The 26,718-nt window shown below is 72.3% G+C and carries 24 protein-coding genes; 14 read left to right on the plus strand and 10 right to left on the minus strand.

Annotated features, from left to right (window positions below):
- Positions 1 to 467: amidase family protein (locus E1J50_RS18975; protein ID WP_245516647.1), on the minus strand; the 467-nt coding region annotated here is incomplete at its 3' end.
- 100 nt (positions 468 to 567) lie between these two features.
- Here E1J50_RS18975 and E1J50_RS18980 point away from each other — a divergent pair.
- The 6 genes from E1J50_RS18980 (at position 568) to rlmN (ending at position 5,811) form a co-directional block, all read left to right on the plus strand.
- Positions 568 to 1,590, plus strand: a complete 1,023-nt coding sequence (locus tag E1J50_RS18980; RefSeq protein ID WP_132255394.1) for an extensin-like domain-containing protein — start codon at positions 568 to 570, stop codon at positions 1,588 to 1,590.
- A gap of 134 nt (positions 1,591 to 1,724) precedes the next feature.
- On the plus strand, positions 1,725 to 2,192 hold the full coding sequence (locus tag E1J50_RS18985) for a hypothetical protein (protein WP_132255395.1): 468 nt from the start codon (positions 1,725 to 1,727) through the stop codon (positions 2,190 to 2,192).
- A 38-nt stretch (positions 2,193 to 2,230) separates the two neighbouring features.
- Positions 2,231 to 2,899 (plus strand): ribonuclease T2 family protein, encoded by a 669-nt coding sequence (locus tag E1J50_RS18990; protein WP_132255396.1) that lies wholly within the window; start codon positions 2,231 to 2,233, stop codon positions 2,897 to 2,899.
- Positions 2,900 to 2,933: 34 nt separating this feature from the next.
- The gene (locus E1J50_RS18995; protein WP_132255397.1) at positions 2,934 to 3,779 is read left to right on the plus strand and encodes a 23S rRNA (adenine(2030)-N(6))-methyltransferase RlmJ; all 846 of its coding nucleotides are present in this window, start codon (positions 2,934 to 2,936) and stop codon (positions 3,777 to 3,779) included.
- A 306-nt stretch (positions 3,780 to 4,085) separates the two neighbouring features.
- Positions 4,086 to 4,436, plus strand: coding sequence for a BrnA antitoxin family protein (locus E1J50_RS19005; protein WP_132255398.1), 351 nt, complete (start codon positions 4,086 to 4,088; stop codon positions 4,434 to 4,436).
- 82 nt (positions 4,437 to 4,518) lie between these two features.
- The gene (rlmN, locus tag E1J50_RS19010) at positions 4,519 to 5,811 is read left to right on the plus strand and encodes a dual-specificity RNA methyltransferase RlmN (protein WP_132255399.1); all 1,293 of its coding nucleotides are present in this window, start codon (positions 4,519 to 4,521) and stop codon (positions 5,809 to 5,811) included.
- Between the two features lie 6 nt (positions 5,812 to 5,817).
- Here rlmN and E1J50_RS19015 read toward each other — a convergent pair whose 3' ends face one another.
- From E1J50_RS19015 to E1J50_RS19025, 3 genes are read right to left on the minus strand one after another with little or no spacing between them, the layout of a single operon-like run.
- Entirely contained in the window at positions 5,818 to 6,504 is a 687-nt protein-coding gene (locus E1J50_RS19015) for a uracil-DNA glycosylase (RefSeq protein ID WP_132255400.1), read from the minus strand.
- On the minus strand, positions 6,504 to 8,042 hold the full coding sequence (locus tag E1J50_RS19020; RefSeq protein ID WP_132255401.1) for a bifunctional metallophosphatase/5'-nucleotidase: 1,539 nt from the start codon (positions 8,040 to 8,042) through the stop codon (positions 6,504 to 6,506). The genes E1J50_RS19015 and E1J50_RS19020 overlap by 1 nt, the downstream gene beginning before the upstream one ends.
- Positions 8,043 to 8,085: 43 nt before the next feature.
- Complete coding sequence (locus E1J50_RS19025; RefSeq protein ID WP_132255402.1) at positions 8,086 to 9,039, minus strand: class I SAM-dependent methyltransferase; 954 nt, start codon at positions 9,037 to 9,039, stop codon at positions 8,086 to 8,088.
- 172 nt (positions 9,040 to 9,211) lie between these two features.
- Between E1J50_RS19025 and hemH the strand changes: the two genes are divergently transcribed.
- The 3 genes from hemH (at position 9,212) to E1J50_RS27475 (ending at position 11,761) form a co-directional block, all read left to right on the plus strand.
- The gene (gene hemH / locus E1J50_RS19030; RefSeq protein WP_132255403.1) at positions 9,212 to 10,312 is read left to right on the plus strand and encodes a ferrochelatase; all 1,101 of its coding nucleotides are present in this window, start codon (positions 9,212 to 9,214) and stop codon (positions 10,310 to 10,312) included.
- Between the two features lie 107 nt (positions 10,313 to 10,419).
- Complete coding sequence (locus E1J50_RS19035; RefSeq protein WP_132255404.1) at positions 10,420 to 11,523, plus strand: helix-turn-helix transcriptional regulator; 1,104 nt, start codon at positions 10,420 to 10,422, stop codon at positions 11,521 to 11,523.
- A gap of 94 nt (positions 11,524 to 11,617) precedes the next feature.
- Entirely contained in the window at positions 11,618 to 11,761 is a 144-nt protein-coding gene (locus E1J50_RS27475) for a hypothetical protein (RefSeq protein WP_165937916.1), read from the plus strand.
- Between the two features lie 19 nt (positions 11,762 to 11,780).
- Here the strand turns inward: E1J50_RS27475 and E1J50_RS19040 are convergent, their stop codons facing one another.
- A complete protein-coding gene (locus tag E1J50_RS19040; protein ID WP_132255405.1) occupies positions 11,781 to 12,209 on the minus strand; it encodes an anthrone oxygenase family protein in 429 nt (142 codons plus the stop codon).
- 70 nt (positions 12,210 to 12,279) lie between these two features.
- Positions 12,280 to 13,185: a peptidylprolyl isomerase gene (locus E1J50_RS19045; protein ID WP_132255406.1), complete on the minus strand. Its 906-nt coding sequence runs from the start codon at positions 13,183 to 13,185 to the stop codon at positions 12,280 to 12,282.
- 334 nt (positions 13,186 to 13,519) lie between these two features.
- On the opposite strand from E1J50_RS19045, the gene secA reads away from it, so the two are divergent.
- Positions 13,520 to 16,426 carry a preprotein translocase subunit SecA gene (gene secA / locus E1J50_RS19050; RefSeq protein ID WP_132255407.1) on the plus strand — a complete coding sequence of 969 codons (2,907 nt, stop codon included), beginning with the start codon at positions 13,520 to 13,522 and terminating at the stop codon, positions 16,424 to 16,426.
- Between the two features lie 4 nt (positions 16,427 to 16,430).
- Positions 16,431 to 16,850, plus strand: a complete 420-nt coding sequence (locus E1J50_RS19055) for a GNAT family N-acetyltransferase (protein ID WP_132255408.1) — start codon at positions 16,431 to 16,433, stop codon at positions 16,848 to 16,850.
- A gap of 150 nt (positions 16,851 to 17,000) precedes the next feature.
- Here the strand turns inward: E1J50_RS19055 and E1J50_RS19060 are convergent, their stop codons facing one another.
- The gene (locus tag E1J50_RS19060) at positions 17,001 to 19,940 is read right to left on the minus strand and encodes a response regulator (RefSeq protein ID WP_132255409.1); all 2,940 of its coding nucleotides are present in this window, start codon (positions 19,938 to 19,940) and stop codon (positions 17,001 to 17,003) included.
- A gap of 130 nt (positions 19,941 to 20,070) precedes the next feature.
- Positions 20,071 to 21,303 carry a cell division protein ZapE gene (gene zapE / locus E1J50_RS19065; RefSeq protein ID WP_132255410.1) on the minus strand — a complete coding sequence of 411 codons (1,233 nt, stop codon included), beginning with the start codon at positions 21,301 to 21,303 and terminating at the stop codon, positions 20,071 to 20,073.
- A gap of 296 nt (positions 21,304 to 21,599) precedes the next feature.
- On the opposite strand from zapE, the gene E1J50_RS19070 reads away from it, so the two are divergent.
- Both E1J50_RS19070 and E1J50_RS19075 read left to right on the plus strand, forming a co-directional pair.
- Positions 21,600 to 22,202, plus strand: coding sequence for a GNAT family N-acetyltransferase (locus E1J50_RS19070; RefSeq protein WP_245516649.1), 603 nt, complete (start codon positions 21,600 to 21,602; stop codon positions 22,200 to 22,202).
- A gap of 120 nt (positions 22,203 to 22,322) precedes the next feature.
- Positions 22,323 to 22,514 carry a hypothetical protein gene (locus tag E1J50_RS19075; RefSeq protein WP_132255412.1) on the plus strand — a complete coding sequence of 64 codons (192 nt, stop codon included), beginning with the start codon at positions 22,323 to 22,325 and terminating at the stop codon, positions 22,512 to 22,514.
- 3 nt (positions 22,515 to 22,517) lie between these two features.
- Here the strand turns inward: E1J50_RS19075 and E1J50_RS19080 are convergent, their stop codons facing one another.
- Entirely contained in the window at positions 22,518 to 24,014 is a 1,497-nt protein-coding gene (locus E1J50_RS19080; protein ID WP_132255414.1) for an OpgD/OpgG family glucan biosynthesis protein, read from the minus strand.
- A gap of 283 nt (positions 24,015 to 24,297) precedes the next feature.
- Between E1J50_RS19080 and mdoH the strand changes: the two genes are divergently transcribed.
- Positions 24,298 to 26,310: a glucans biosynthesis glucosyltransferase MdoH gene (mdoH, locus tag E1J50_RS19085; protein ID WP_245516650.1), complete on the plus strand. Its 2,013-nt coding sequence runs from the start codon at positions 24,298 to 24,300 to the stop codon at positions 26,308 to 26,310.
- A 117-nt stretch (positions 26,311 to 26,427) separates the two neighbouring features.
- On the opposite strand, the gene E1J50_RS19090 is transcribed toward mdoH, so the two are convergent.
- Positions 26,428 to 26,718 (minus strand): VOC family protein (locus tag E1J50_RS19090; RefSeq protein WP_132255413.1); only part of this gene is annotated, 291 nt, incomplete at its 5' end.

The following is a 26,718-nucleotide window of genomic DNA, read 5'->3' on the forward strand; positions in this document are numbered from 1 at the left end:
ACCGAGCCGCCGGTCTGCGTGCCGAGCGCCAGCGGGAGCATTCCGGCCGCCACGGAAGCGGCCGAGCCCGCCGAGGAGCCGCCCGGGCTCCGACCGGGCGCGCTCGGGTTCAGCGTCGCCGTGGGGTCGAGGCTCGCGAAGGGGGAGGTCGTCGTCTTCACCAGCGGCACCGCGCCGAGGCTCTTGAGCCGGCTCACGATTGCCGCGTCCGCCTTCGGCCGCCAGCCGGCGTAGAGCGGCGAGCCCATCTGCGTCGGCAGGTGGGCCGTGTCGATGATGTCCTTGATCCCGACCGCGATGCCGGCGAGCGGCCCCCGCGCGGGGATCGACGGTGCCGGATCCTGTGCGGCGATCGCCCGTACGCCCGGCTCGCCCTGCGCGACCGCCGCCTCGACGAGGCGGACGGCGCCCTCCGGCGTCAGCGTGCCGGCTTCGATGCGGGTGCGGAGATCGACGAGGGACAGCATGGGCGCGGAGTTCGGCCGAACGACCCCTGCCTGTCAACGCAAGGCCCCGCCGCTCCTTCGTTGACGGTCCCTTTACACAACCTGCGGCATCTTCCGGACCATGTGGCGTAGCGTCTTCGCGTTCTCCGCCCTTGCGCTGTTCGGCGCGGGGCTCACCGGCTGTGCGCTCAACAAGTTTGAGCGGCGCGAGCCGTGGCGAGACCAAGCGGAGCAGGTCTGCCTCGCCAAGAAGCTCGTGCAGCAGACCGAGTTCGTGACGGCGGCCAAGGAGATCGACGGGCCGGGCCCCTGCGGCATGCAGCAGCCCTTCCGCGTCACCCGGCTCGGCAACGGCTCGGTGCTCCTCAAGCAGCGCATGACGCTCGCCTGCCCGGCGCTGGCGGAGGCCGAGGCGTGGCTCGCCGACACGATCCAGCCCGCGGCGAACCTCTATTTCGGCCAGCCCGTGGCCGAGATCAACGCGGGCTCCTACGCCTGCCGCGGCCGCAACAACCAGGCCGGCGCCAAGCTCTCGGAGCATTCCTTCGGCAACGCCGTCGACATCATGTCCTTCAAGCTCGCCGACGGGTCCGTCATCACCGTCAAGGGCGGCTGGCGCGGCACCGAGGCCGAGCAGGGCTTCCTGCGCGAGGTCTTCCTCGGCGCCTGCCAGCGCTTCACCACCGTGCTGGCCCCGGGCTCGAACGTGTTCCACTACGACCACATCCACGTGGACCTCGCCCGGCACGACCCGCGCGGCCTCAAGCGCATCTGCCAGCCCCTGATCAAGTTCGTGCCGCAGCTCGGCGCGGAGGGCGCCCGCTCCTCCTATCCGCGCCCGCCCATGCGCCAGCCGGCCCCGCCCCAGGCCCCGATCGACGTCGAGGAGGACGATCCCTACGGCCTCACCCCGATGTCGGCGCGCGGCACCCCGACGAAGGTCGCCCGCGCGCCCGGGGCGCCTGCGCTCGCGGCACCGGCGCCCTCGGCCTACGCCGCCGCCCCCGCGCCGCGACCCTACCGGCCGCAGGCGCCCGCCTCGCGCCTTGCCGCCGCACCCGCCTACGAGGAGCCGGCGCCGGGCTTCGAGGAGGAGCCCCTCTCGCTCGCTGCCCCGGGCCTCGCGGGCGGCCCGATCTACTGAGCGCCGCCCGCCGGGGGGTGTGCCCCGCACACCCCACTGCGCCGCGAAAGCGCCGAGGAGCACCCGCGCCGGGTTGACTCCACAGGGCGGCGGGGCATCGTCAAACGCTCAGGTTTCCAGCGGAAGACGCCGGCATGCGCCCGAACCCCCTCCTCGCCGCCCTGTGCCTCGGCCTCGCCTTCGCCGGCGCGATCGAGCCCGCCCTCGCGCGCTCGGCGCGCGAGGAGATCGAGCCCGCCGAGGAACGCACCTTCCCCTTCGACGCCAAGATCCCGGGCTGCCAGGATCCCGACGTCCTGGAGAAGGTCGCGACCCAGTTCGCCGAGAAGGAGGCGAAGTTCTGGAACTCGTCGCTGACGATCGTCGCCTACGACCGGATCGAGCGCACGGCGTGGCGTCCCTGGGGCCTCGACTATTATCCGCGCCGCTTCTGCAGCGCGACCGCCACCACCTCGGACGGGGTGCGCCGCAAGGTCGACTATTCGGTGCGCGAGAGCCTCGGCATCATCGGCTCGACCTGGGGCGTCGAGTTCTGCGTGCACGGGCTCGACCGCAACCTCGCCTACGCCTACGCCACGGCCTGCCGGATGGCGCGCCCGTAAGCGTCCGGTCCGGCTCGCTTCTGCCTCGGGGGAGGGTGATGAAGCAGGGTTTACGGGGGATCGCGGCGCTCGCCGCAGGGCTGCTCGCCGCGCCGGCATCGGCGCAGGACGAGGGCGGCTTCGGGCGCGGCCGGCCCGGTGATTTCGACTTCTACGTGCTGGCGCTCTCCTGGTCGCCGACCTATTGCGGCGGCGCGGGCGCCTCCCGCGACGAGCGCCAATGCACGCCCGGCCGCGGCCTCGGCTTCGTGGTGCACGGCCTCTGGCCGCAATACACACGCGGCTATCCGACGAATTGCTCGGCCTTCGAGCGCGCGCCGACCCGGCAGGCCATGGAGGTCGCCGGCGAGGTCTTCCCCAGCGAGGGGCTCGCCCGCTACGAGTGGCGCAAGCACGGCACCTGCTCGGGCCTCGACCCGGCCGCCTATTTCCGCGCCGCCCGCGAGGCGCGCGCCGCCGTGACGATCCCCGACGCGCTCAAGGACGCCGGCAGCGAGCGCCGGCTCGCGCCGATCGAGATCGCGCGGCAATTCGTGCTGGCGAACAAGGGGCTCCGGCCCGACATGATGGCGGTGGCCTGCGCCCGCGGGCGCTTGCAGGAGGTGCGCCTCTGCTTCACCAAGGACCTGCGCGGCTTCGCCTCCTGCCCCGAGGTGGCGCGCCAGAATTGCCGCGCCCCGGAGATCGCCGTCGAGGCCGCCCGCTGAGGCGGTGTTCCGGGCGCGGCCGACCCGAGCGAGCATGAATTACCGTCACGCCTTCCATGCCGGCAATTTCGCCGACGTCCTGAAGCACCTCGTCCTGGCGCGGGTGCTCGCCCATCTCCAGCGCAAGCCGGCGGCCTTCCGGGCGATCGACGCCTTCGCGGGAATCGGCTTCTACGACCTCGCGGGGGACGAGGCCGGGCGGACGGCCGAGTGGCGGGACGGCTGGGGCCGTCTCGACGAGCCCTTCCCCGCCGAGATCGAGGCGCTGCTCGCGCCCTATCGCGCGGCGGTGGCCGCGGTGAGCGCGCGCCACGGCCCCAGCGTCTATCCGGGCTCGCCCGCGTTCATCCGCGAGGCCCTGCGGCCGACCGACCAGGGCGTGTTCGTGGAACTGCACCCGGTCGACGCCGAGACCCTGCGCGCCCGCTACAACCAGGATCCGCGCACCAAGGTGCTGCAGCTCGACGGCTGGACCGCCCTGAGCAGCCTGATCCCGCCGCCGGAGCGGCGCGGCCTCGTCCTGATCGACCCGCCCTACGAGAAGCCGGGCGAGATCGAGCGCCTCGGCACCCGCCTCGCCCGGGCGGTGGCGAAGTGGCCGACCGGCCTCTTCCTGGCGTGGTACCCGATCAAGGACGTCGCGGGCGTCGACCGCATGGTCGACGACCTCGACGCCGCCCTGGCGCGGCCGGCGCTCCGCCTCGACCTGATGATCGACCGCCCGGACCCGACGCGCCTCACCGGCACCGGCCTCGTCGTCGTCAACCCGCCCTGGACGCTCGCCGAGGAGGCCGGCCTGTTCCTGCCGGCGCTCGCCGAGCGCCTGGCCCGCACCGATTACGGCGCCTTCCGCTGCGAGGCGCTGGGGGTGTTGGGGTGAGACGCGCCGGTGCCAGGCCGGCTCAGGGATCGATCCTTGCCCTCTCGGCGTATTCCTGTAGATACATTAACCTCGCATGGCGATCACGTTCGACCCGGTGAAGCGGGCCAGGACCTTGACCGAGCGGGGTCTGGACTTTCGCGATGCGGAGAGCGTGTTCACGGGAGCATGCGTCAGCTTCGAGGGTGCGGATCGTGACGGCCGGCCGGCTGTTCGGTCGCATGATCATCCTGATCTGGACGCCGCGCGGCGCGGATCGTCACGTCATCTCCATGAGAAAGGCCAATGACCGCGAGAAAGCCCGCTATGCGCACCTCCTCGGCTGATCCCGCGCCCGCGCTCGCCGGGCAGACCGATCTCGCGCGCGTCGATGCCCACATCGTCCAAGCGGACGAGTATGAGGAGATTCCCGAGTTGACCGACGCGATGATGGCGCGCGCCGTTCCCGGTGACGGAGCCGATCTCGCTCGTCGGCGCGGCCGGCCTCGATCCGAGAACCGCAAGGTTCTCACCGCGCTCCGCCTCGACCCGGACGTGCTGGCCGCTTTCAAGGCCTCGGGTCCTGGCTGGCAGACCCGGATCAACGCGGTGCTACGCCGCGAAGCCGGGCGTCTGTGCGACGGGGGCAGACCTGCGAAGCGCGGGAAGGAGGGCTGATCCGCACCGGCCCCGGTTCGCGTTTCGGCCGCTTTTCGCCTATATGCGGCGGATATCCCTCTCCGAAGGCCCCGAGACGATCATGGCGACGGCGTCGTTCGACACCGCCCGGCGCGCAGGCAGCGCCGTTCCCGCAATCGAGAAGACGCCCGAGTTCCGGCCCGAGGCGGCCGCTCCCCTGCCTGGACGGCGGGCCTCCCTCGTCGGGCTCACCCGCGCGGACCTGAAGGCGCGGCTCGTGGCCGTCGGCGTGCCCGAGCGCGAGAGCCGCATGCGCTCGGGGCAGATCTGGCACTGGCTCAACGTGCGCGGCGCCCGCGACTTCGACGCGATGACCAATGTCGGGAAGGGGCTGAAGTCGCTGCTCGCCGAGCACTACACCCTCGACCGGCCGGAGATCGTCACCGCCCAGGTCTCCCGCGACGGCACCCGCAAGTGGCTCCTGCGCATGGCGCCGACGGGGGCCCACGATCACAACCGGGGCGCCGAGATCGAGTGCGTCTACATCCCGGGGCCGGACCGGGGCACGCTCTGCGTCTCCTCCCAGGTCGGCTGCACGCTGACCTGCTCGTTCTGCCACACGGGCACCCAGCGCCTCGTGCGCAACCTCTCGGCGGCCGAGATCACCGCCCAGCTCATCGTGGCGCGCGACGAACTCGGCGACTTCGTCGGCCAGATGCCCTCGCGGGACGCGACCGGGGGCGGCGAGGTGGGGCGCCTCGTCACGAACATCGTGTTCATGGGCATGGGCGAGCCCCTCTACAACGTCGACAACGTGATCGACGCGGTCGGCGTGATGTCGGACCAGGAGGGCCTCGGCCTGTCGCGCCGCCGCATCACGGTCTCGACCTCCGGCGTGGTGCCGCAGATGCAGCGCCTCGGCGAGGAGGCGCACGCCATGCTGGCGATCTCCCTCCACGCGGTGCGGGACGACCTGCGCGACGAGCTGGTGCCGTTGAACCGCAAGTACCCGATCGCGGACCTGCTCGACGCCTGCCGCCGCTATCCGGGGCTCAACAACGCCCGGCGCATCACCTTCGAGTACGTGATGCTCAAAGGCGTCAACGATTCGGACGCGGATGCGCGCGAACTGGTGCGCCTCCTCAAGGGGATCCCGGCCAAGATCAACCTGATCCCGTTCAACCCCTGGCCCGGCAGCCGCTACGAATGCTCCGACTGGGAGCGGATCGAGCGCTTCTCCGAGATCGTGTTCAACGCCGGCTACGCCTCGCCCGTGCGCACGCCGCGCGGCCGCGACATCCTGGCCGCCTGCGGTCAGCTCAAGAGCGAGACCGAGAAGCTGCGGGCCCGCGCCCGGCTGATGCTGGAGGAGGGCATGGCCGAGCGGATGTACGCGGGCAGCGACGACGACTGAGCCGCGCTACAGCCGCCACTCGATCGGCGCCAGCCCCCGCTTCGTGAGCCACGCATTCGCCCGCGCGAAGGGGGCCGAGCCCGGGAAGTCGCGGGCCCGGTTCAGCGGGGAGGGGTGGCCGCTCTCGATCACGCAATGCCGCGCGCCGTCGATCAATCCCGCCCGCGCCCGCGCCTGCGCCCCCCACAGCAGGAACACGGCGGGCTCGGGCCGGCCCGAGACCGCCGCCACCGCCTCGTCGGTGAGCCGCGCCCAGCCGTAGCGCAGATGCGCCCCGGCCTGGCCCGCCTCGACGGTCAGCGCGCTGTTGAGGAGGAGCACGCCCTGGCGCGCCCAAGGGGTGAGGTCGCCGCTTCCCGGCCGGCCCGGCGCCACCTCCGCCAGGATCACCTTGAGCGAAGCCGGCAGGCGGCCCGTGCCCACGTAGGAGAAGGCGAGCCCGTTGGCGTCGCCCGGCGTCGGGTAGGGGTCCTGCCCCAGGATCACGACCTTGACGGCATCCGGCGGCGTCAGGCCGAGCGCCCGGAAGATGTTCTCGGGGTCGGGCAGGACGCGCGCGCCCGAGGCGATGCGGGCGTCGACCCGCGCCGCGACACGGTCGGCGCTGCCGTCCGTGAAGAAGGGAAGGCCGGCCCAGGGGGAGCCGGAGGCGCGGAAGCGCGCGAGCGCCGCGGCGACGGGCGTGTCTGTCATCAGCGGACCAGGATGCGGTGCCCGGACTCGACGTCGAGGGGGGCGTTCGCCCGGATGTAGGCCATCACCTCGTTGGCGACGAGCTTGCCGTCGGTGGCGCCGATGAGCGTGCGGCCCTTCGCGAGGACGCCGTAGCCGTTGCCCCCGTCGTAGAGGAAGCTGTTCGAGGCCACGCGATAGGTGCGGCCCGCGTCGAGGGGCTCGCCCCCGACCGCGACCGAGACGACCCGCGCGCCCTGCGGCGCCTCCGGGTCGACGGTGACCGTGAGCCCGGAGACCTGCAGCATCCGGCCGGCGGTTCGGCCGAAATCGGCGAGCCCGTTCTCGATCGCCGCGCGCAGCTGCGCGCCCGAGATCGCGACGAGCACGGTGGTGTTGCCGAAGGGGAGTTCCGTCAGGATGTCCCGCCGCGTCAGCACGCTGCCGGCCGGGTAGAGGCGGTTTCCCCGGATGCCGCCCCCGTTCATGATCGCGGCCTCGGCGCCGGTGGCGGCGCGGAGTGCGTCGGCGACGAGGTCGCCGAAGCTCGATTCGCGTGCCCGCACCGTGGCGATCCGGCTGTCGAGGGCGGTGCGCGTCGCGCCGAGCGGCGCGTCGAGTTCGCGGGAGAGCTCCCCTTCGAGGCGGTTCACGATCGCCAGCGTCTCCGGGTCCGGCGTCACCGTCGCGGTGTCGTGGATGCGGAAGCGCGGGCGCCAGGCCACGCGCCGGGCCTGCCCCTCGCCCGTCACCGTCACGGTGACGTCGATCGCGGTGACGTAGTGGGCGTCGACGCTCGATTCCGCCAGCACCCTCTGCCCGTCGTAATGGACGAGGAGATCGTGGTCGTGGCCGGAGAGCAGGATGTCGACGAGGCCCGCCGCCACGATCGCCCGGTCGGTCGGCCGCGCGGTATGGGCGACGCCGACGACGATCTCCGCCCCCTCGCGGCGGAGCTGCTCCGCCTGGTCGGCGAGCGTCTCCATCTCGGGGCCGAAGCGGAGGTCGCCGCTCTGCGACTTCTCCGGCGTGCTCGCGAGCGCGATGCCGACGACGCCGACCCGGACGCCGCCGAGCGTCACGAGGATCCAGTCCTGCACGCCCGTCAGCGGCCGGCCCGCGCCGTCGCGGAGATTGGCGGCGAGGACGGGGAAGCTCGCCTCCCCCATGCGCTGCAGGAACACCGAAGGCCCGAAATCGAACTCGTGGTTGCCCGGCACGAACACGTCGGGCGGCGCGAGGTCGAGCAGTTCGACGATGTGCGCGCCCCGATCGATGCCCGACATCAGGGAGGGCGAGAGGGTGTCGCCCGCATGCGCGTAGAGCATCGGCACGCCGCGCGCCCGCTCCGCCTTCACCACGGCGTTGAGCCGCGCGAAGCCGCCCCGGCCGTCGACCTCCTGCATCTGGTAGACGTCGTTGACGAGGAGCAGGCTGAAGGTGGCCTCGGGAAGGGCCGATTGCCCCTCCGCGCGCTCCTCCGCCGCGGCCGGCAATCCCGCGGCGAGGCCGGCGCCGAGGCCGAGGCCGAGGGTCTGGCGGCGGCTGGGACGGGGCATCGGGCAGCGTTCTCCGAGACGGAATCCCGAACGGCCTAGGGGGTCAACGCGACGCGAAGGTGTCGCGCACGGCCCTGGCGTTCCGGCGCACCATCGGCCAGATCCAGGCCCCGGAGGCGAGGTAGGCGCCGGGCGGCATCGGCCTCAGCTCCTCGGCGAGGCGAGCCGCGAGGCCGGGATTGGCGAGGCGCCCGGCCGGCTCGTCGGTCTTGCGGTAGACGACGGTGGTGGCCTCCCGCCAGTAATCGGTGTGCGGCACGAGGCCGGCCCGGCGCGCCGTGAGGTCGAAGGTCTCGCGCACGAAGCCGTGGACATGGGCGAAGTGGAAGCGCTCGTGCGGGGGCTTGGCGGCGGTCGCCATGTCGGGCACGGCGGCGTAGAGCACGCCGTCCGGCTTCAGCCAGCGGGCGAGGCGCTCCATCACGTCGGCCGGGTCGCGCAGGTGCTCCATCACGTGGTGGGTCGTGATCACGTCGAAATAGCCCGGCTCGAAGCGCTCGTCGCCCGCATCCTCCAGGACCTCGATCCCGTGCGCCTTGCGGGCGTAGGCGGCGTAGTCGCGGCCGGGCTCCACGCCGATCGCCTCGCAGCCCCGCGCCCGCGCGGCGGCGAGGAACTCGCCGGAGCCGCAGCCGAAATCGAGGACGCGGGCGCCCGGCCGCAGCATCGGCGCGAGGAGGTCGGCGCGGAAGGCCGCCTCGCGGGCCGAGCGGTTCAGGTGGTGCCGGGGCGGCCCGCCCGCGAAGGCGAGCTGGTAGTCGGCCCGGTAGGCATGGGCATAATAATCGGCGAGCTCGGCCGGGGTCGGCATCGGGTCGGTGCGAATCAGGCCGCATTCCGAGCAGGCGATGGAGCGCAGGATCTTCAGGCGCCGGTCCGTCTCCGCCACCGTGACCGCCTCGCGCGAGCCGCAGAGATTGCAGGCCGCGGGCGCGCCCGTATAGGGGTATCCCGTGAAGGGCATGAAGTGGTTGATGAAGTAGCGGGGAGACGGCATGTCGCGGTCTGTCCTGTCGTATCTTCGCTGGCAGGCTCCGTGCTCTAGATAGATATGTCCGCGCGGACAACCGCGGCGCATTCGCCCCCGAATCCGCCCCCACCTCACGAAACCTCCGCCGCCGCGTTTCCGGCGGCCGCCACAGGAAGCGGCCTCGAGGGGCCGGAAGCCGATGAACGAACGCGTCGAACCCGCCTCGCTCCAGACCGGTCAGGCCGTCCGGCCGCCGTCTGCGGCCCCGGGCCCGGGCGTGCAGGGCGCGCCGCTTCCCGCCGAGCACCCGCCGGTGCGCTGGGGCCGCGTCGGCGTGCTCCTGATGAATCTCGGCACGCCCGAGGGCACGAGCTACTGGCCGATGCGGCGCTACCTGAAGGAGTTCCTCTCCGACCGGCGCGTCATCGAGGTGCCGCGCCTGATCTGGTGGCCGCTCCTCAACCTGATCATCCTGACGAAGCGGCCGGGGCCGAAGGGCCGGGACTATGCCAGCGTCTGGAACACCGAGCGCGACGAGGGCCCGCTCAAGACCATCACCCGCGGCCAATGCGAGCGCCTGCAGGCGGCGATGGGTGATTCGGTCCTGGTCGATTGGGCGATGCGCTACGGCAAGCCGGAGGTCTCGCTGCGCATCCAGGCCCTGCTCGACCAGGGCTGCGACCGGATCCTGCTCGTGCCCCTCTACCCGCAATACGCGGCGGCGACCTCCGCCACGGCCTGCGACCAGGCCTTCAAGGCCCTGATGCAGATGCGCTGGCAGCCGACGGTCCGCGTCTCGCCGCCCTACCACGACGATCCGGTCTACATCGAGGCGATCGCCCAATCGATCCGCGAGGGCCTCGCCAAGCTCGATTTCGAGCCGGAGGTGATCCTCACCTCGTTCCACGGCGTGCCGAAGAGCTACCTCCTCAAGGGCGACCCCTACCATTGCCAGTGCGTGAAGACGGGCCGCCTGATCCGCGAGGCGCTCGGCTTCTCGCCGGAGCGGATGCGCGTCACCTTCCAGTCCCGCTTCGGCAACGAGGAGTGGCTGAAGCCCTATACCGACGAGACGGTTCAGGCCCTGGCCAAGAGCGGCGTGAAGCGCATGGCCATCGTCGCGCCCGGCTTCACCGCCGATTGCCTGGAGACCCTCGAAGAGCTCGACGGCGAGAACCGCCATTACTTCGAGGAGAATGGCGGCGAGCACTTCGCCTACATTCCCTGCCTCAACGATTCCGATCTCGGCATGCGTGTGATCGAGCACGTCGTGCGGCGGGAGCTCCAGGGCTGGGTCTGAAATCGGACGCCCGTGCGGCGCCGATACTTCCCTCTTTCGGTTCGGATGCGTAGCCTGACAGGTAGAGTGCAGCGCATCATCTTCGCGCCTGCGCCGCCGGAGGGCCGATGCACCTCGACGACGACACGCTGCGCAGTATCGAGGAGACGCTGATCTCGGCCGCCATCCGGCCCGAGGCGTGGCCGGAGGCGGTCTCCCGGATCGTCGAGGCGACGGGCAGCCGGGGCGCCGGCGCCCTGCCCATCCGGGGCCGCGTGCCGGGTGTGCCCACCAGCGATTCGCTCGAGACGCTGATGGCGGCCTATTTCAGCACCGGCTGGTTCCAGCACGATTACCGGGGCCACGGCATCCCGACGCTGATCCGCACGGGTCTCCTCGTCGATCAGGACATCACCACCGCCGAGGCGATGCGGACGAACCCGTTCTACAGCGAGTTCCTGGGCTCGCACGGGTTTCAATGGGTCGCCGGCCTCCTCGTCACGGTGGGCGACGACGTCTGGTGCCTCACCCTGCAGCGCACGATCGATCAGGGCCCCTTCACGCCCGACGAGCAGCGGGCCCTGCGGCGGCTCATCGCCCCCCTCGGCCGGGCCGCCACCCTGGCGCGCGACGTCGGCGCGACCCGGCTCGACGGGATCGTCGACACGATCGAGTCGCTGCGCGTGCCAGCACTTCTCCTCGACAGGACGGGCCGCGTGCTGCGCACCGGCAGCGCCGCGGAGCGCTTCCTCGGCGGCCCCCTCGACGTGAGGCGGGGTGCCCTCGTGGTCCCGGGCAATCTGCGGGCGAGCGCGGCCCTGCAGGCCCATGTCGCCGCCGCGATCTGGTCCGAGCTGCAGCCCGGCAGCCCGGCGCTGGCGCCCGTCGTCGTCGAGCGGCCGGGCCGGCGCCCGCTCCTCCTGCGGGCCCAGCCCCTGCACAAGGCGGGGCTCCAATATTTCGACGGCGCCCGCGCGATCCTCCGGATCACCGATCTCGAGGAGACCCGGCTGCCGGACGAGGGCATCCTGAGGCAGCTCTACGGCCTCACGCCGCGCGAGATCGCCTTCTGCGAGGCGCTGCTCTCGGGCCGCGGCGTCGCGGAATGCGCGGCCGCCTTGCGGATCTCGATGCCGACCGCCCGCTCGCACCTCAAGGCGATCTTCGCCAAGACCGGGACGGCGGGCCAGGGCGAGCTCCTCCTCCTGTTGGGGCGGCACGAGCCGCGCTGAGCGCGCGCAGAGCGGAGCCGCCTTGCTGAGACGGCGCACCGTCCTATCCTTGATACGGCCAAGGCCGGTCAGGCCGTCGCTCACGAGGGATCAGATGGCCTTCTTCATCGGAATTGCCTGCCCCTGGCTCGTCCTCGCCGTGCTGGAGGTGATGGCGCAGCGCCGCGCGCGGGAGCTGAGCCCCTTCGAGCCGACGCCGCCGTCGGACTCCTCCTACCTGACGCCCGACGTCGCCTGACCGCCCGGCCTGATCGCGATCAACGCAGCGCGGTCAGGATGATGATCGTTGCCGCGAAGCCGAGGGCGGTGCGCACCGCGTGCAGCCGGGCCCAGCGCTCGATCAGCCGGCGGCTCTCGGGGCCGGCCCCGGCGGGCGTCGTCGCCATCAGGACCCGGTTCGTCGGCAGGATGGCGAGGAGCGTGTAGGGCCAGTTGGCGAGGAGCACGAGGGCGCCGATCAGGAAGGCGATGCGCCCGCTCTGCCACCACGCCGTCGCGCCGCACAGGAAGCCGATCACGGCGAGCGAGGCCTGCATGGCGTAGCCGCGCCGGTAGGCCGGCTGCCATTGCGCGAGCAGGGCGCGGTCGTCGAGCCCGAGGCGGGCCGGCTGCTCCGCCACGGTGATGTAGAGCGCCGCGCCCGAGAACAGCGCGGCGACCGTGAGCGCGAGCAACCCGGCGAGCATGGTCCGCCTCCGCGGGGCCGTGGGTCAGGACGGGCGAGGGCGGACACCCTCGCCCGGGAATCGCTGCGCCTCAGGGCTTCTTCGTCTCGGGCGGCGGGGGCGCCACGGCCGGGGCGGCGTCGGTGCGCTCCACCTTGGCACCCTCGCGCAGCTTCAGGATGAGGTCCTGCTGGGCCTTGCGGGTCAGGTACTGGTCGACCTGCTCCTTCATCTCCTCGAAGCCGGGGATCGGCTTCGTGCGCTTCTCCTCGACCTTGATGACGTGCCAGCCGAACTGCGTCTTGACCGGGTCCGAGACCTGGCCGACCGGCAGCTTGAAGGCGGCCTCGGCGAAGGGCGCCACCATGCGCTCCTTGGTGAACCAGCCGAGATCGCCCCCTTCCGTCTTCGAGCCCGGATCCTTCGAGGCCTCGGCCGCGACCTTGGCGAAATCCTCGCCGCCCTTGATGCGCTCGGCGATCTTCCTCGCGTCGCCCTCGTTGTCGACGAGGATGTGGCGGGCGTGGACCTCCTCCTCGGGCTTCATCGCCTTGACCGTCTGGTCGTAGAGGGCGCGGGCCGCCTCGGGCGTCGCCGCCTTCTTGGCCTCGCGGTCGAGGTACTCGTCGAGGAGGAGCTTGTCGCGGAAATAGGCGAGCTTGCGCTTGAAGTCCGGCGTCTCGCCGATCTTGGCGGCGTCCGCCGCCTGCGCGCCGACCTTGAGGTCGATCATGTAGTCGACGAGGAGGTTCTTCTTCTGCGCGTCGTCGACGCCCGGCAGGGAGAGCGCCGGGTCCTCGCCCGCCACGGTCAGGTCCCCCTGCGTGATCGGGGTGCCGTTCACCTTGGCGACCACCGTCTCGGGGGAGACGGCGGGCGCGGGCGCGGCGGCCGGCGTCGTCGTCTGGGCCCAGGCCGAGGCGGTCCACGCGGTGGCCGGCAGGCTCAGGACCAGCGCGAGCGCGCTGGCGCGGCGCAGGGTGGGGAGGATCGGCATGGGGTCGGAATCCTTGGGCATTCGGCCCCCGCCTTCGTCCGGGCGAGCCGGCGGAGGTCTGGTTCGGGGCATCGGAAGCGGCGCGCGGGCCGCGGGAATCGGCGACACAGGTGGAATGGCTCGCGCCCGAACGCAAGCTCTGCCGCATCGGAGCGCGCCGCCCGAACACCCGATCGGGAGGAACGATCGGCCAAGCTCGGCCGTTCACGCCATTCCGCGCGCCGCCCCGCGTCGCCGGCGGCCGGACGGGGCCTCTTTCAGATGCGCCCGCCGATATTTACCTCTATAAGCCCGCCCCATTCGCTTTGACTGCTCGCACGACCGCAGGTTCACGATGCTCGGTGCCCTCGCCAAGAAGATTTTCGGCTCGTCCAACGACCGTCGCGTCAAGGGCTATCGTCCGCGTGTCGCCGCGATCAACGCGCTGGAGCCCGAGATCGCCGCGCTGTCCGACGAGCAGCTGCGCGCCCGCACCGACGCGCTGAAGGCCGAGCTCGCGGCCGGCAAGAGCCTCGACGACATCCTCGTGCCCGCCTTCGCCACGGTGCGGGAAGCCGCCAAGCGCGTGCTCGGCCAGCGCCACTTCGACGTTCAGCTCATCGGCGGCATGGTGCTGCACGAGAGCGGCATCGCCGAGATGAAGACCGGCGAGGGCAAGACGCTGGTGGCCACCCTGCCCGTCTACCTCAACGCCCTCTCGGGCAAGGGCGTGCACGTCGTCACCGTCAACGACTATCTCGCCTCGCGCGACGCCGAGTGGATGGGCCGGATCTACCGCTTCCTCGGCATGTCGGTCGGCATCATCGTCCACGGGCTCGACGACGAGCAGCGCAAGGCGAGCTACGCCTGCGACATCACCTACGGCACGAACAACGAGTTCGGCTTCGATTACCTCCGCGACAACATGAAGTACGAGATGTCCCAGCTCTCGCAGCGCGGGCACAACTTCGCGATCGTGGACGAGGTCGATTCGATCCTGATCGACGAGGCCCGCACGCCGCTGATCATCTCCGGCCCCGTCGACGACCGCTCGGAGCTCTACGTCTCCGTCGACGCGATCATGCCGCGCCTCGTGAAGGCGCATTACGACCTCGACGAGAAGCAGCGCACGGTCTCCCTCACGGAGGAGGGCAACGAGTTCGTCGAGGAGGCGATGCGCGAGGAGGGCCTCCTCAAGGAGGGCGACCTCTACGACGCGCACAACGTCACCCTCGTCCACCACGTCAACCAGGCGCTGCGCGCCCACACCCTGTTCACCCGCGACAAGGACTACATCGTCCGCAACGACGAGGTGGTGATCATCGACGAGTTCACCGGCCGCATGATGCAGGGGCGGCGCTACTCGGAGGGGCTGCACCAGGCGCTGGAGGCCAAGGAGCGGGTCACGATCCAGCCCGAGAACCAGACGCTCGCCTCGATCACGTTCCAGAACTACTTCCGCCTCTACAAGAAACTTGCCGGCATGACCGGCACGGCCGCGACCGAGGCCGACGAGTTCGCCGAGATCTACAAGCTCGAAGTGGTCGAGATCCCGACCAACAAGGAGGTCGAGCGCGTCGACGAGGACGACGAGGTCTATCGTACGGTCGAGGAGAAGTACGCCGGCATCATCGCGGAGATCGACAAGGCGCATGGCCGCCACCAGCCGATCCTCGTCGGCACGGGCTCGATCGAGAAGTCCGAATACCTCGCCGATCTCCTCAAGAAGCACGGCTACAGCCTGCTCGACTACTCGGACCCGCACGCGCTCACCGACGTCTACGCGGCCGCCCGCGAGGGCCGGGTGACGAAGCGCTTCGCGGTGCTGAACGCCCGCTTCCACGAGCAGGAAGCCTACATCGTGGCCGAGGCCGGCGTGCCCGGCGCCATCACCATCGCCACGAACATGGCCGGCCGCGGCACCGACATCAAGCTCGGCGGCAACCTGGAGATGCGCATCGAGAAGGAGCTCGCCGACCTGCCCGAGGGGGGCGAGCGCGAGGCCGCGATCGCGCGGATCAAGGCGGAGATCGACGAGAACCGGGCCAAGGTCCTCGCCTCGGGCGAGCCGGCCGACCCCGAGGCGGGCCGCAAGAAGGCGCTCCCCGGCGGCCTCTACATCATCGGCACCGAGCGCCACGAGAGCCGCCGCATCGACAACCAGCTGCGCGGCCGCTCCGGCCGCCAGGGCGATCCCGGCCGCTCGAAGTTCTACCTGTCGCTCCAGGACGACCTGATGCGCATCTTCGGCTCCGACCGGATGGACGGGATGCTGCAGCGCCTCGGCCTCGAGCAGGGCGAGGCGATCATCCATCCCTGGATCAACAAGGCCATCGAGAAGGCGCAGCAGAAGGTCGAGGCGCGCAACTTCGACATGCGCAAGAACGTGCTCAAGTACGACAACGTCATGAACGACCAGCGCAAGGTCGTCTTCGAGCAGCGCCGCGACTTCATGGGCCAGGAGAGCGTGCGCGAGACGGTCGACGACATGCGCCACGGCGTCGTGGACGATCTCGTGACCCTGCACATCCCCGAGAACGCCTATGCCGAGCAGTGGGACGTGGCGGGCCTGCGCGAGCGCGTCCAGGGCGTCCTCAACCTCGACGTACCGGTGGAGGAGTGGGCGAAGGAGGAGGGCATCGCCGACGAGGAGATGCGCGAGCGCCTGCGCAAGGCCGCCGACGAGGCCTATTCTGAGCGCGTCGAGAAGAACACGCCCGAGGTGATGACCTACATCGAGAAGCAGGTCCTCCTGCAGACCCTCGACCATCTCTGGCGCGAGCATCTCGTGACGCTCGACCATCTGCGGCAGGTGATCGGCTGGCGCGGCTTCGCCCAGCGCGACCCGCTGAACGAGTACAAGTCCGAGGCCTTCGACCTGTTCAACGGCCTCGTGGCGAACCTGCGCGAGCAGGTCACCGGCCAGCTCTCGCGCATCGAGATTGTCTACCAGGAGCCGGAGGCCGGCGGGGGCGGCCCCTTCGGCGGGCTGGACAGCCCCGAATTGCCGCCGATGTTCGCCCAGCACCTCGACCCGGCGACGGGCGAGAACGAGATGGCTTATGCCGGCCGGGGCACGGGCAGCGACGGCGGCGCGGGTCCGGCTTACGGCTACGCGGCGCAGGAGCTCTCGGCGGACGCGGCGGTGCTGGAGCGCGACCCCACGGACGCCACGACCTGGGGCCGGGTCGCCCGCAACGAGCCCTGCCCCTGCGGCTCGGGCAAGAAGTACAAGCACTGCCACGGCAGCTACACGGCCTGAGGCCTTGGCGGCGCCGGGCATCGCCTACGGCGTCGAGCCGAACCTGAGCGCGGCGGAGTTCCGCCGCGTGCTGGCCGCCTCGGGCCTGATCGCCCGACGGCCGGACGATCCGGAGCGCCTTGCCCGCATGCTGGCGGGCGCGAACCTCATCGTCACCGCCCGGGTCCTGGTGCCGGAGCGCAACCTCGTCGGCATCGCGCGGGTGCTCACCGATTTCGCGTGGTGCGCCTACGTCTCCGATCTCGCGGTGGACCGCGCCGTCCAGGGGCGGGGCATCGGCCGGCGCCTCCTCGAGACCGTGCGGGAGAGGACGGGGCCGGACGTCGCGGTGACGCTCGCCGCGGCCCCCGGGGCCGACGCCTTCTACGAGCGCATCGGCATGCCGCGCCTGGCGAACGCCTTCCGCTTCGACCGGGAATCGTAGGCCGCCCCTCCGCGCGCAGCAGCAGGATGGTCGCCTTGAGAGGATCCGGCATCCTTCATTCCGGCCGACCCATCCGAGTCCGAGACGCTGTTTTCCTGAACGACACGGCCGCCCTGGGCGTCGCCTTTGAAGTTCCTCGGCGCGTGAGCGCTACGCCCCGGCTTCGCCCCCCACGAGTTCCCGCACCTCCCGCGCCAGATCCGCGAGGCTCAGCGAGCCCTTGGCGATCACCCGGTCGGCCTGCCCCGCGAGGCGGCGGCGGTCCTCGGCGGTGATGTCCTTGGCGGTGAGGACGACGACCGGGATGTCGCGCCAGTCGGCCCGGGCGCGCAGGCGGCGCAGGAAGGCGAAGCCGTCCACCTCCGGCATCATCAGGTCGAGCAGGATCAGGCCCGGCTTCTCGGCCGCCACGCAGGTGAGGGCGCTGCCGCCGTGCTCGGCCGTTCGCACGGGGAGGTTCTCGCGCGTCAGGTAGGCGGCCAGCCGCTCGCGGGCATCCGCATCGTCGTCCACGACGAGGATCGGGCCGCCGCCGGGGCCGGGCCGGAACCGGTCGGTGACCGCCTTCAGGTGGTCCCACTCGATCGGCTTGTGCAGGTAGTCGGTGGCGCCGAGGGAGAAGGCGAGGGTCTCCTCGTCGAGCACCGTCACCATGATGATCGGCGTCGCCCCGAGGTCCGGGTCGGCGCGCAGCGCCCGCAGCACCGACCAGCCGTCCATGTGGGGCATGGTGACGTCGAGGAGGATGGCGCGCGGGCGCAAGGTTCTGGCCCGCTCCAGGCCCGTCCGCCCGTCGCTCGCCGTGGCGACCCGGAAGCCGTCGCGTTCCAGGAAGCGGGCGAGGAGGTCGCGGGTCGCGGCGTCGTCGTCGATGACGAGGATCGTGGCGCCGTCCCCGTCCCCGGCCGGGGCGGGCGGGGGGGCCTCCTCGGCGGGCGGGACGTAGCGGGCGGGCAGGCGCAGGGTGAAGCAGGTGCCCTCGCCCTCCCGGCTCTCGACCGCGATGTCGCCCCCGAGCATGTGGGCGAAGGCGCGGGTGATCGAGAGGCCGAGCCCGGTGCCGCCGAAGCGCCGGGTCGTCGAGGCGTCGGCCTGGACGAAGCGCTCGAACAGGCGCCCGACCTGCTCCGGGTTCATGCCGATGCCGGTATCGGAGACCGTGAAGCGGAGCGTGTCGTCCGCTTCCCGCGCCACGGCCAGCGTGATCTCCCCGCCCTGCGTGAACTTCGCCGCGTTGCTGAGGAGGTTGATCAGGCACTGGCGCAGCTTCGTCACGTCGGTCTGGGCCGCGCCCACATCGCCCGCGACCGTCAGGGTCAGGCGGTTGCCCTTCTTCTCGACCAAGCCCTCGACGGTGGCGGCGACCTCCGCGACCACCTCGGCGACCGAAAAATCCTCGGCGAAGATCTCGACGCGCTCGGCCTCGATCTTCGAGAGGTCGAGGACGTCGTTGATGAGGCCGAGCAGGTGGCGGGCGTTCGACTCGATCTTGCGCATGTCGGCGATCAGCGCCGGCTCGCCGAGATCCTCCAACTCCTCCTGCAGCATCTCGGAATAGCCGATCACCGCCGAGAGCGGCGTGCGCAATTCGTGGCTCATGTTGGCGAGGAACTGGCTTTTCGCCCGGTTCGCCTCCTCGGCGGCCTCCTTCGCGGCGGCGATCTGCGCCTCGGCCTCCTTGCGCTCGGTGATGTCGGCGTGGGTGCCGACCCACTCCCGCAGGATGCCGCCCTCCTCGAGGAGCGGCACGGCGCGCACGCTCATGTGGCGGTAGGCGCCGTCCCGGCGGCGCAGGCGGTGCTCGGTCTCGTAGGGGGCGAGGGTGCGCACCGCCTGCGCCCAGGCGGCGCGGGTATGGGCGCGGTCGTCCGGATGGACGGCGTCGAGGAAGCCGAGCCCCGCATAAGCCGCCTCGTCCTGTCCCGTGAAGCGGGTCCAGGCGGTCTGGCGCGGGTGGAGCTCGCCGTCCGGGCCGGCCGTCCAGACGATCGCGGCGGAGGCCTCGATGAGGGAGCGGAAGCGCTCCTCGCTGCGGGTCAGGCGGTCCTGGGCCATCCGCCGGATCGTCTCGTCGAGGACGACGAGGCCGACCCCCTCGACATCCCGCTCGCCGGCCGCGCCGCGCAGCGGGTAGAAGCTCATCGAGAACTGGCGGATGCCGCCCGGTGCGCTCGGGGCCGGCACCGCCACCGGCACGTCCGGCGTGACGAGGCCCTCGCGGAGGGCGGCCGACAGTTTCGGGGCGAGTTCCTCCCGCAGCGTCGGCAGCATCGCCCAGATCGGCGCCCCGAGATCGGCCCCGAAGCCGCGCTCGCTCATGGTGGCGAGGGCCCGGTTCATGTGGCGGATCTTGAGGTTGCGGTCGAGGAAGCCGAGGCCGACGGGGGCGTTGGCGAGCACCCCGTCGAGGAGGCGGGTCATGCGCAGCGACTCGCGCCGCCGCACGAGGGCGAGGCGGGCGAGGAGCGCGATGGCCGCGAGGGCCGACAGGCCGCTGACGAGGGAGAGGAGAAGCGCGCGCAGGCGGTCGCTCTCCCGGATCCCTGCGATGCGGCGGGCGGTCTCCGCCTGGATCGCCGCGGATTCGGCGCGGATCGCGTCCATGATCCGCTTGCCCTCCTCGGTGCGCACGAGGGCGGCCGACGCCTCGAAGCCCTGCTCCCGGCGAAGCGCCACGACCCGCGCGGCGAAATCGCGCTTCTCGGCGATCAGGGTGGCGAGCGACTTGCCGCCCGCCGCCGCGACCCGGCCCGGTGCGGCGACGGCGGCTCCGAGCGCGGCGAGCCCCCCATCGATGGCGCCGAGCGACTCGGTGTAGGTCGCGAGGTAGCGCTCGCCCCCGACGATGACGTAGCCGCGCTCGCCCGTCTCCAGATCCTTCATCGAGGAGAGCAGGCGCTCGACGCCGGCGATGGTGCCGGTGCCGCTCTCGACCTCCGCCCGCCGCGCCTCGCCCGCGAGGTAGTTCCAGACGCCGGCAGCGAGGGCGAGGGCGAGGAGGCCGAAGGCGAGGGGTGCGCCGAGCCACCCGCTCCGGCCGGGCGTCCCGCGCCAGGTCCAGCGGCGCAGCGCGGCGATCGGCACGTTCATCGGGATGGTCGGGATCCTGCCGGAGACATGTCGGGACGGGCGAGTGCAGGTAAATGCGCCCCCGTCCCGGCTTGCCAAGGTCCCGCCGGCCCGGGAGCGGGCTCCAATGTGCCGTCGGCCCCGCCTCCGCTCAGGTCTCGACGAGGCCCGTGCTCGCCCCCGTCGCCTCGGAATCCCCCCGCCCGTGCGGCAGGGCGAGGTAGGCGGAGGAGCGCATCTCGATGAGCCGGGAGACCGTGCGGTCGAACTCGAAGGCCTCGCGGCCCTCCTGGACCGGGTAGAGGTCCTGCGCCTCGGCCTCGGCCGAGGCCACGAGCTTCACGTGGGCGTCGTAGAGCGTGTCGACGAGGGTGATGAAGCGCTTGGCCTCGTTGCGTTGCGCCTCGCCCATCACGGGGATGCCCTCGACGATCAGCGTGTGGAAGGTGCTGGCCAGCGCCATGTAGTCGGAGGCGCCGAGCGGCTGCGCGCAGAGGTCGGCGAAGCCGAAGCGGGCGACGCCCGCCGCCTCCTCGGGCACCGCGACGTCGCGGCCCTTCACCCGGATCGTGGCGGCCCGGCCCTTGGCCTTGCCGGTCAGCCCCTTGAAGGCCCTGTCGAGGGCCTCCCGCGCCGCCGCGTCCGCCGGCACGTGGTAGACCGAGGCGCCGCCGAGCTTCTCCAGGCGGAAATCCGTGCGCGCATCGAGGCGCAGCACCGCCACCCGCTCCTTCAGCTCCGCCACGAAGGGCAGGAACAGGGCGCGGTTGAGCCCGCCCTCGTAGAGCCGGTCGGGCTCGACGTTGGAGGTCGCCACCACGGTGACGCCGTGCCGGAACAGGGCGGCGAACAGGCGGCCGAGGATCATCGCGTCGGCGATGTCGGTCACCGTGAACTCGTCGAAGCAGAGGAGCTTCGCCTCCTCGGCGAGCGCCTCGGCCACCGGCGGGATCGGATCGTCGCCCTTCACCTCGCCCCGCTTCAGGGCCTGCCGGTAGGCGTGGATTCGCTCGTGCGCGTCGGCCAGGAAGCCGTGGAAATGGACCCGCCGCTTCGGCCCCGGCGCCGCCTCGTGGAACAGGTCCATCAGCATGGTCTTGCCGCGGCCGACCGAGCCCCAGATGTAGAGCCCCTTCGGCGGTCCGCCCGCATCGTCCTTGCGGCCGAACAGCCAGCCGAGCGCGCTGCCCTTCCGGGCCCGCCGGCGCCGCTCCAGATCCTGGAGGAGCCCGTCGAGGGCGCGCACGAGCCGGATCTGCGCGGGGTCGCGCTCGATGGCGCCGGAGGCCGCCAGCGCCTCGTAGCGCTCGTGGACCGGGCCGCGGGGGAGGGCGCCGGCGCGCGCCTCGGGCGACGGGGCAGGGCCGGAGGCCGGACTGGACAAGGTCACCTCGCGCGTTGGAGCCGGAGCCTCACCTCACGGGTACGATGGGGGGCGCGAGATGAACGGGAGCCGGCCCGGTCTGCCGCGCGGCCGCTCCGGGATCAAGCCCGCCGAGCGCCGATCGGTGACAGGCGCCGCCGGTTCCATCCCGCCCGCGCATGGCGGCCCCGGCGGCGGCGGGGTACGTCGTTTTGCTGCATTGCACAATGTATTCGCCCATGCCACCTCAGCTCGGCCTTGAGGGAGGTTTCGTCCGGATCTGCAGCGCGCCCCGCGCACCCCGACCGGAGACCGGCATGGCACTGCCCCGAATTCAGGCGACCGGACGGATTCATGTCCGGCGCCTCTGGCCGAGCGACCGCGCGGCCATCGTCGCCTACTTCCAGCGGCTCGACCCCGAGACCCGCGCCGGGCGCTTCATGGGCGCGGTGAGCGAGGCGGGCGTGCGCGCCTATGCCGAGCGCTGCGTGACGGCCGACGGCCTCGTCTTCGGTGCGTTCCGCGACGGGGTCCTGCGCGGGCTCGGCGAGTTGCGACCCACGGGCTCCCGCCCGCCGGGCATGGCCCTCGGGCCGGAGGCGGAGGCCGCCTTCGCCGTCGAGCACGCGTATCGCCGAAGCGGCCTCGGCGCGGCCCTGTTCGCACGGATCGCCGACGCGGCCCGCAACCGCGGCGTCAGCGACCTGCACGTGCGCTGCCTCACCCGCAACGGCCCGATGCGGGGGCTCGCGGCCAAGCTCGGCGCCGACCTCCGCCCGGCTGGCCCCGAGACCGAGGGCGCCCTGCACCTCGCGCGGCCGACGCCCTTCTCCCTCTGGCACGAGGGCGTCGCCGAGGCCTTCGATCTGACCCTCGCCTTCGCCGCGGCCGGCCGCGGCGCGTGGCGGGAGGCGTCCTAGCCTCGAGGCGGCCCGCGCCAATGATACGGCCAAGCTGCCTTTTTCCGGCCCGAGGGCTCCGCGATGGTGCTTCCCGGACCGCCCCGCCAGAGGGCGCCCGCACGAGGGGCTGAACATCCGATGCTGGACACCGATGCCTCGGCGGCCGTGGGCCGCCTCGAGCGCTCCGTCGACGCGACCTTGCGCGTCATCGCGGCCGCCTGCACCGAGCGGCAGGCGGCGCCCGTGAGCGCCGCCCGCCGCCGGCTCGCGGAAGCCTACGGCGCGACCCGCCTGCGCAAGCGCCTGGAGCGCGAGCGTCGCGGCGCCTGAGCGTCACGCCACCGCGTCCCAGGTCTCGCTGATCCGGGTGCCGCCGCGCACGAGGTGGGCGCGCAGCACCACGTCGCCGGCCGGCCTCTCCGCGGGCGGGCGCCACTCGACGTAGAGGCGCCAGCCGCCCGTCTGCGGCACCGGCTCCGTGACGGGATCGACCATCGTGCCGGCGCTCGCCGAGACGTCGGCCGTGATGCCGGTGGCGCCCGCGAGGCCCGGCCCCTCGAAATCCACCACGTAGAGGCGCCGGGCGGGGCTCGGCGGGTTCGTCGGGCGCAGGCGCTCGGCGGAGCCGACCCGCGTCGAGACCACCCGGGCGAGGTGCCCCGGCATGCCCGGCGCCGGCTCCGCCCCGACCGTGGTGAGCCCGTAGGCGAGGGCGAGCGGGCGGCCCGGAACGGCGGGCTCGCGCGGCACGAAGGCCGCCACGATGTTGTCCATGTACTCCTCGCGGGAGGGGATCTCGTAGAGCTGGACCTCGCCCGCGGCGAAGGCGTCGCTCCCGCCCGCGCCCTCGCCTCCCCGGCCCGGCTCCACCCAGAGGCCGGGGCGCGATTCGTGGCGGGCCTGCACGTCGAGATAGGCGGCAAAGCTACGCTCCCGCTGGAGCAGGCCGAACCCCTTCAGCGGCTCGGCGCGGAAGGCCGAGACCTGCGGTGCCCGCCGCCCGTTCACGAGGGGCCGCCAGAGCCGGTCGCCCGCCGTCTCGACCACGAGACCGTCCGAATCGTGGACCTGCGGCCGGAAATCGTCGAACCCCTCCGCGCCCCGGGCGCCCGGCCCGTTCTGCCCGTGCACGAACATGCTGGTGAGCGGGGCGAGGCCGAGCCGCTCGATGGGGCGGCGCGGGTGAAGCGCGGCCGTGACCGCGATGCGCGAGGGGTCGCCGGGCTCCACCACGAAGCGGTAGGCACCCGCGAGGCTCGGGCTGTCGAGGAGCGAGAGGATGGTGACCCGGCGCGCGCCCTCCTCCGGCTCGCAGATCCAGTGGGCCACGAAATCCGGGAATTCCTCGGGCGCCGGCAGGCCGGTGCCGATCGCCGCCGCCCGCGCCGAGAGACCGTATTCCTGGCCCAGGCCCCGCAAGCGGAAGTAGGAGGCGCCGAGGAAGACGAGGAACTCCTCCCTGTCCTCCGGCCGCGCCCGGTCGAAGGCGTAGTGCAGGCGGAAGCCCGCGAAGCCGAGCCCGCCCGGGAAGCTCGCGCCCGCGAGCCCCGGCCCGAGGTCGAACAGGCGGCTCTCGTAGGCGATCGCCCGCGCCGGCCCCTGGCGGGGCTGGAGGAACAGGTCGACCCGCTTCCTCTGCAGGAAGCCCCGGTGGAAGAGCTGCGCCGAGAAGAAGGGGCCTAGCCGCAGGCTCTCGCCGGGCCGGAAGGTGATGGCGCGGTAGCCGTCGTAGCCGAGCGCGGCGAGCGCCGGCGGGAGGTCGTCGGCCGGCGGCCGGTAGGGGGCGGCGGCGAGCCCGGCGGCCCGGCTGCCCAGGGCCTCGAAGGTCATCGGCGCCGCCGTCCCCTGAACGGCCTCGCCCGCCATCGTTCTGGCGACATTCAGGTCGAAGGCGCTAGGTAGGATCGTACCGGCAGCCGCGGTCAGGCCCGTCCGAAGCCCCGATCGAAGCAGGCGGCGGCGGGAAAGCGCGGCGGGTTCGCCGGGGCCTGGATCGGCCGGCTCGTCCGGTCCCGGTACAACGTCGCGTCTCTCGGTGCGCTCGCTCATCGGCCTCTCGGGTCTCCGGTGACGGGTGGTCGGTGTCCCTCCTCGGTCGAGTTTCACGCCCCCCATGTCCACCACACCGTTGTCGCACGAGGACCCGGCGGTCGAAATCCTGCCGGACACGGTTTCGGCGGCCAACCCCGGCACGGCCAAGCCCGTTGCGGTTCAGCCCGTTCCCGCCAAGCCGCTCCCGGCCGAGCTGACGGCCGAGCTCGCCGCCGAGGTCGCGGAGACGCGCGAGGTCTGGCACCCGGGCGGCCGCGCCCGGCTCCGCTGGCGCCGCCTCGCCCTGGCGCTCCCCTCGCTCGCCACCGGACTCGCCATCGCGGCGCTCGCGGCCGCCGCCTACGGCCCGCCCGCGGGATGGCTCTCCACCACCGTGCTGGCGCTGTTCGCCCTCGTGATGGCGTGGCAATCCTTCGTCGCGTGGCAATACCTCTACGGGCTCATCGCGGCCGTGCTCGGCGACCGGGCGAAATCCGCGCTGGAGCGGCGCTCCGGGAGCGTGCCGGCCCGCGCCACCGGCCTCAGCCGCACCGCGGCGGTCGTCGCGATCCACGCCGAGGACGCGGTCGCCGTGTTCGCGGCCCTGCGCGTGATGGCGCGCTCCCTCGCCCGCGAGGGCGGCAGCGGCTCCGACATCGACATCTTCGTCCTCTCCGACACCCGCGACGGCGCCATCGCGGCGGTGGAGGAGCACGAATTCGCCCGGATCGAGGCGTGGCGCCGGGCGAACGGGCCCGGCCTGCCGCAGATCCGCTACCGGCGGCGGCGCGAGAATACCGGGCGCAAGGCGGGCAACATCGCCGAGTTCTGCGGGAGCTACGGGCACGAATACGACTACATGATCGTGCTCGACGCCGACAGCCTGATGACGGGTGAGGCCATGCGCCGCCTCGTGCGGCTGATGGAGGAGAGCCCGCGGGTCGGCCTGATCCAGACCGTCTCCTACGCCGCCGGCCGCGACACCCTGTTCGCCCGCATCCAGCAATTCGCGGTGCGGCTCTACGCGCCGCTGGCCCTGCGCTGCCTGGAGACCTGGCAGGGGCCGGACGGCAGCTACTGGGGCCACAACGCGATCCTGCGCATCGAGGCCTTCGCCGACAACGCGCAACTGCCCGTCCTGCCCGGGCGTGCGCCCCTCGGCGGCGAGATCCTCTGCCACGACATCGTCGAGGGTGCGTTCCTGCGCCGGGCCGGCTGGGAGGTGCGCCTCTTGCCGGAGATGGGCGGCACCTGGGAGGAGATGCCGACGAACCTCGTCGACCTCCTCGGCCGCGAGCGCCGCTGGTGCCAGGGCAACCTGCAACACCTGCGCGTCGTGCCGATGCCGGGGCTGCTCGCCGCGAGCCGCTGGCACCTTCTCGTCGGCATCCTCTCCTACGGCATGCTCCCGCTCTGGATCGCCTTCCTGGCCGCGGGCACCCTGCTCGCCGCCAGGACCGGCGATCTCGGGCTCCTCGCCTACGGGCTCACGGGGACGGGTGCTGCCGCCCACGCGCTCGCCGCCCTCTGCGTCGCCGTGCTGGCCCTGCCGAAGCTCCTGAGCCTCGGCCACGTGCTCGCCTCGGCCGAGCGCCGCCGGGCCTTCGGCGGCACTGCCGCGCTCCTGAAGAGCGCGGCCCTGGAGCAGGTCGTCTGGGTGCTGCTCTGGCCGGTGATGACCCTGTTCACCGCGGGCGCCGTGCTCTCGACCTTCGCCGGCCGCGTCGTGCGCTGGGACACCCAGGTCCGCGACGACCGGCACGTGCCCTGGTCGGAGGCCTTCCGGCTGCAGGCCGACGCGGTGATCGTCGGCGCCGCGCTCGCCCTCGGGCTGGCGCTCGCGGGCGATTTCTGGCTCGCCCTCTGGATGGCGCCGCTCGCCTTCGCGCTGATCACGAGCCCGGCCCAGAGCGTGCTGACGAGCCGGGCCGATCTCGGCCGCCTCGCGCGGGCCCGCGGCCTGTTCCTGACCTCGGACGACACGGACCAGGCTCCGGAACTCGCCGACCTCGCCCAGAGCCGCGCCGCGCCCGTGGCGGCGCCGGTCGCGCGCGAGACGCAGGCGCGGGTCTGCCTTGCCGCCGAGGAGGCGTGAGGGGAACCCGGCCGCTCCCGGTGTGTCCGGATCCGACGCTTGGTAACCTGCCGCGAGTGGCTGTCTGCGGACGACCGAAGCGGATGTCGGGCCTAATCCATGAGGCGGTCGGGGCGTCTACAGCGTGGTCACGCCAACGATGCAGAACCCATGCCCGAAAGGATCGCTGCAGAACGCAACGGGTGGAAAGCCCGGCACGCGGTGGACCTGTTCTGACCTCGCGCCGTTGGCCAAGGCGCGTTCGAGCGTCCCCTCGAAGTCATCGACACGAAAATCGACGTGAACGGGTGTCCAGTGGCGCTCATACCGGCGAAGGTCGTTGCTTCCTGGCGCCGGTGATGATCCGGCAGGTTTCGCGAGAAGCCCGATCGTCACATCGCCCGAGGTCAACATGGCGTAGCCGGCATG

This window comes from Methylobacterium segetis (assembly GCF_004348265.1).
GTDB classification, from domain to species: Bacteria; Pseudomonadota; Alphaproteobacteria; order Rhizobiales; family Beijerinckiaceae; genus Methylobacterium; species Methylobacterium segetis.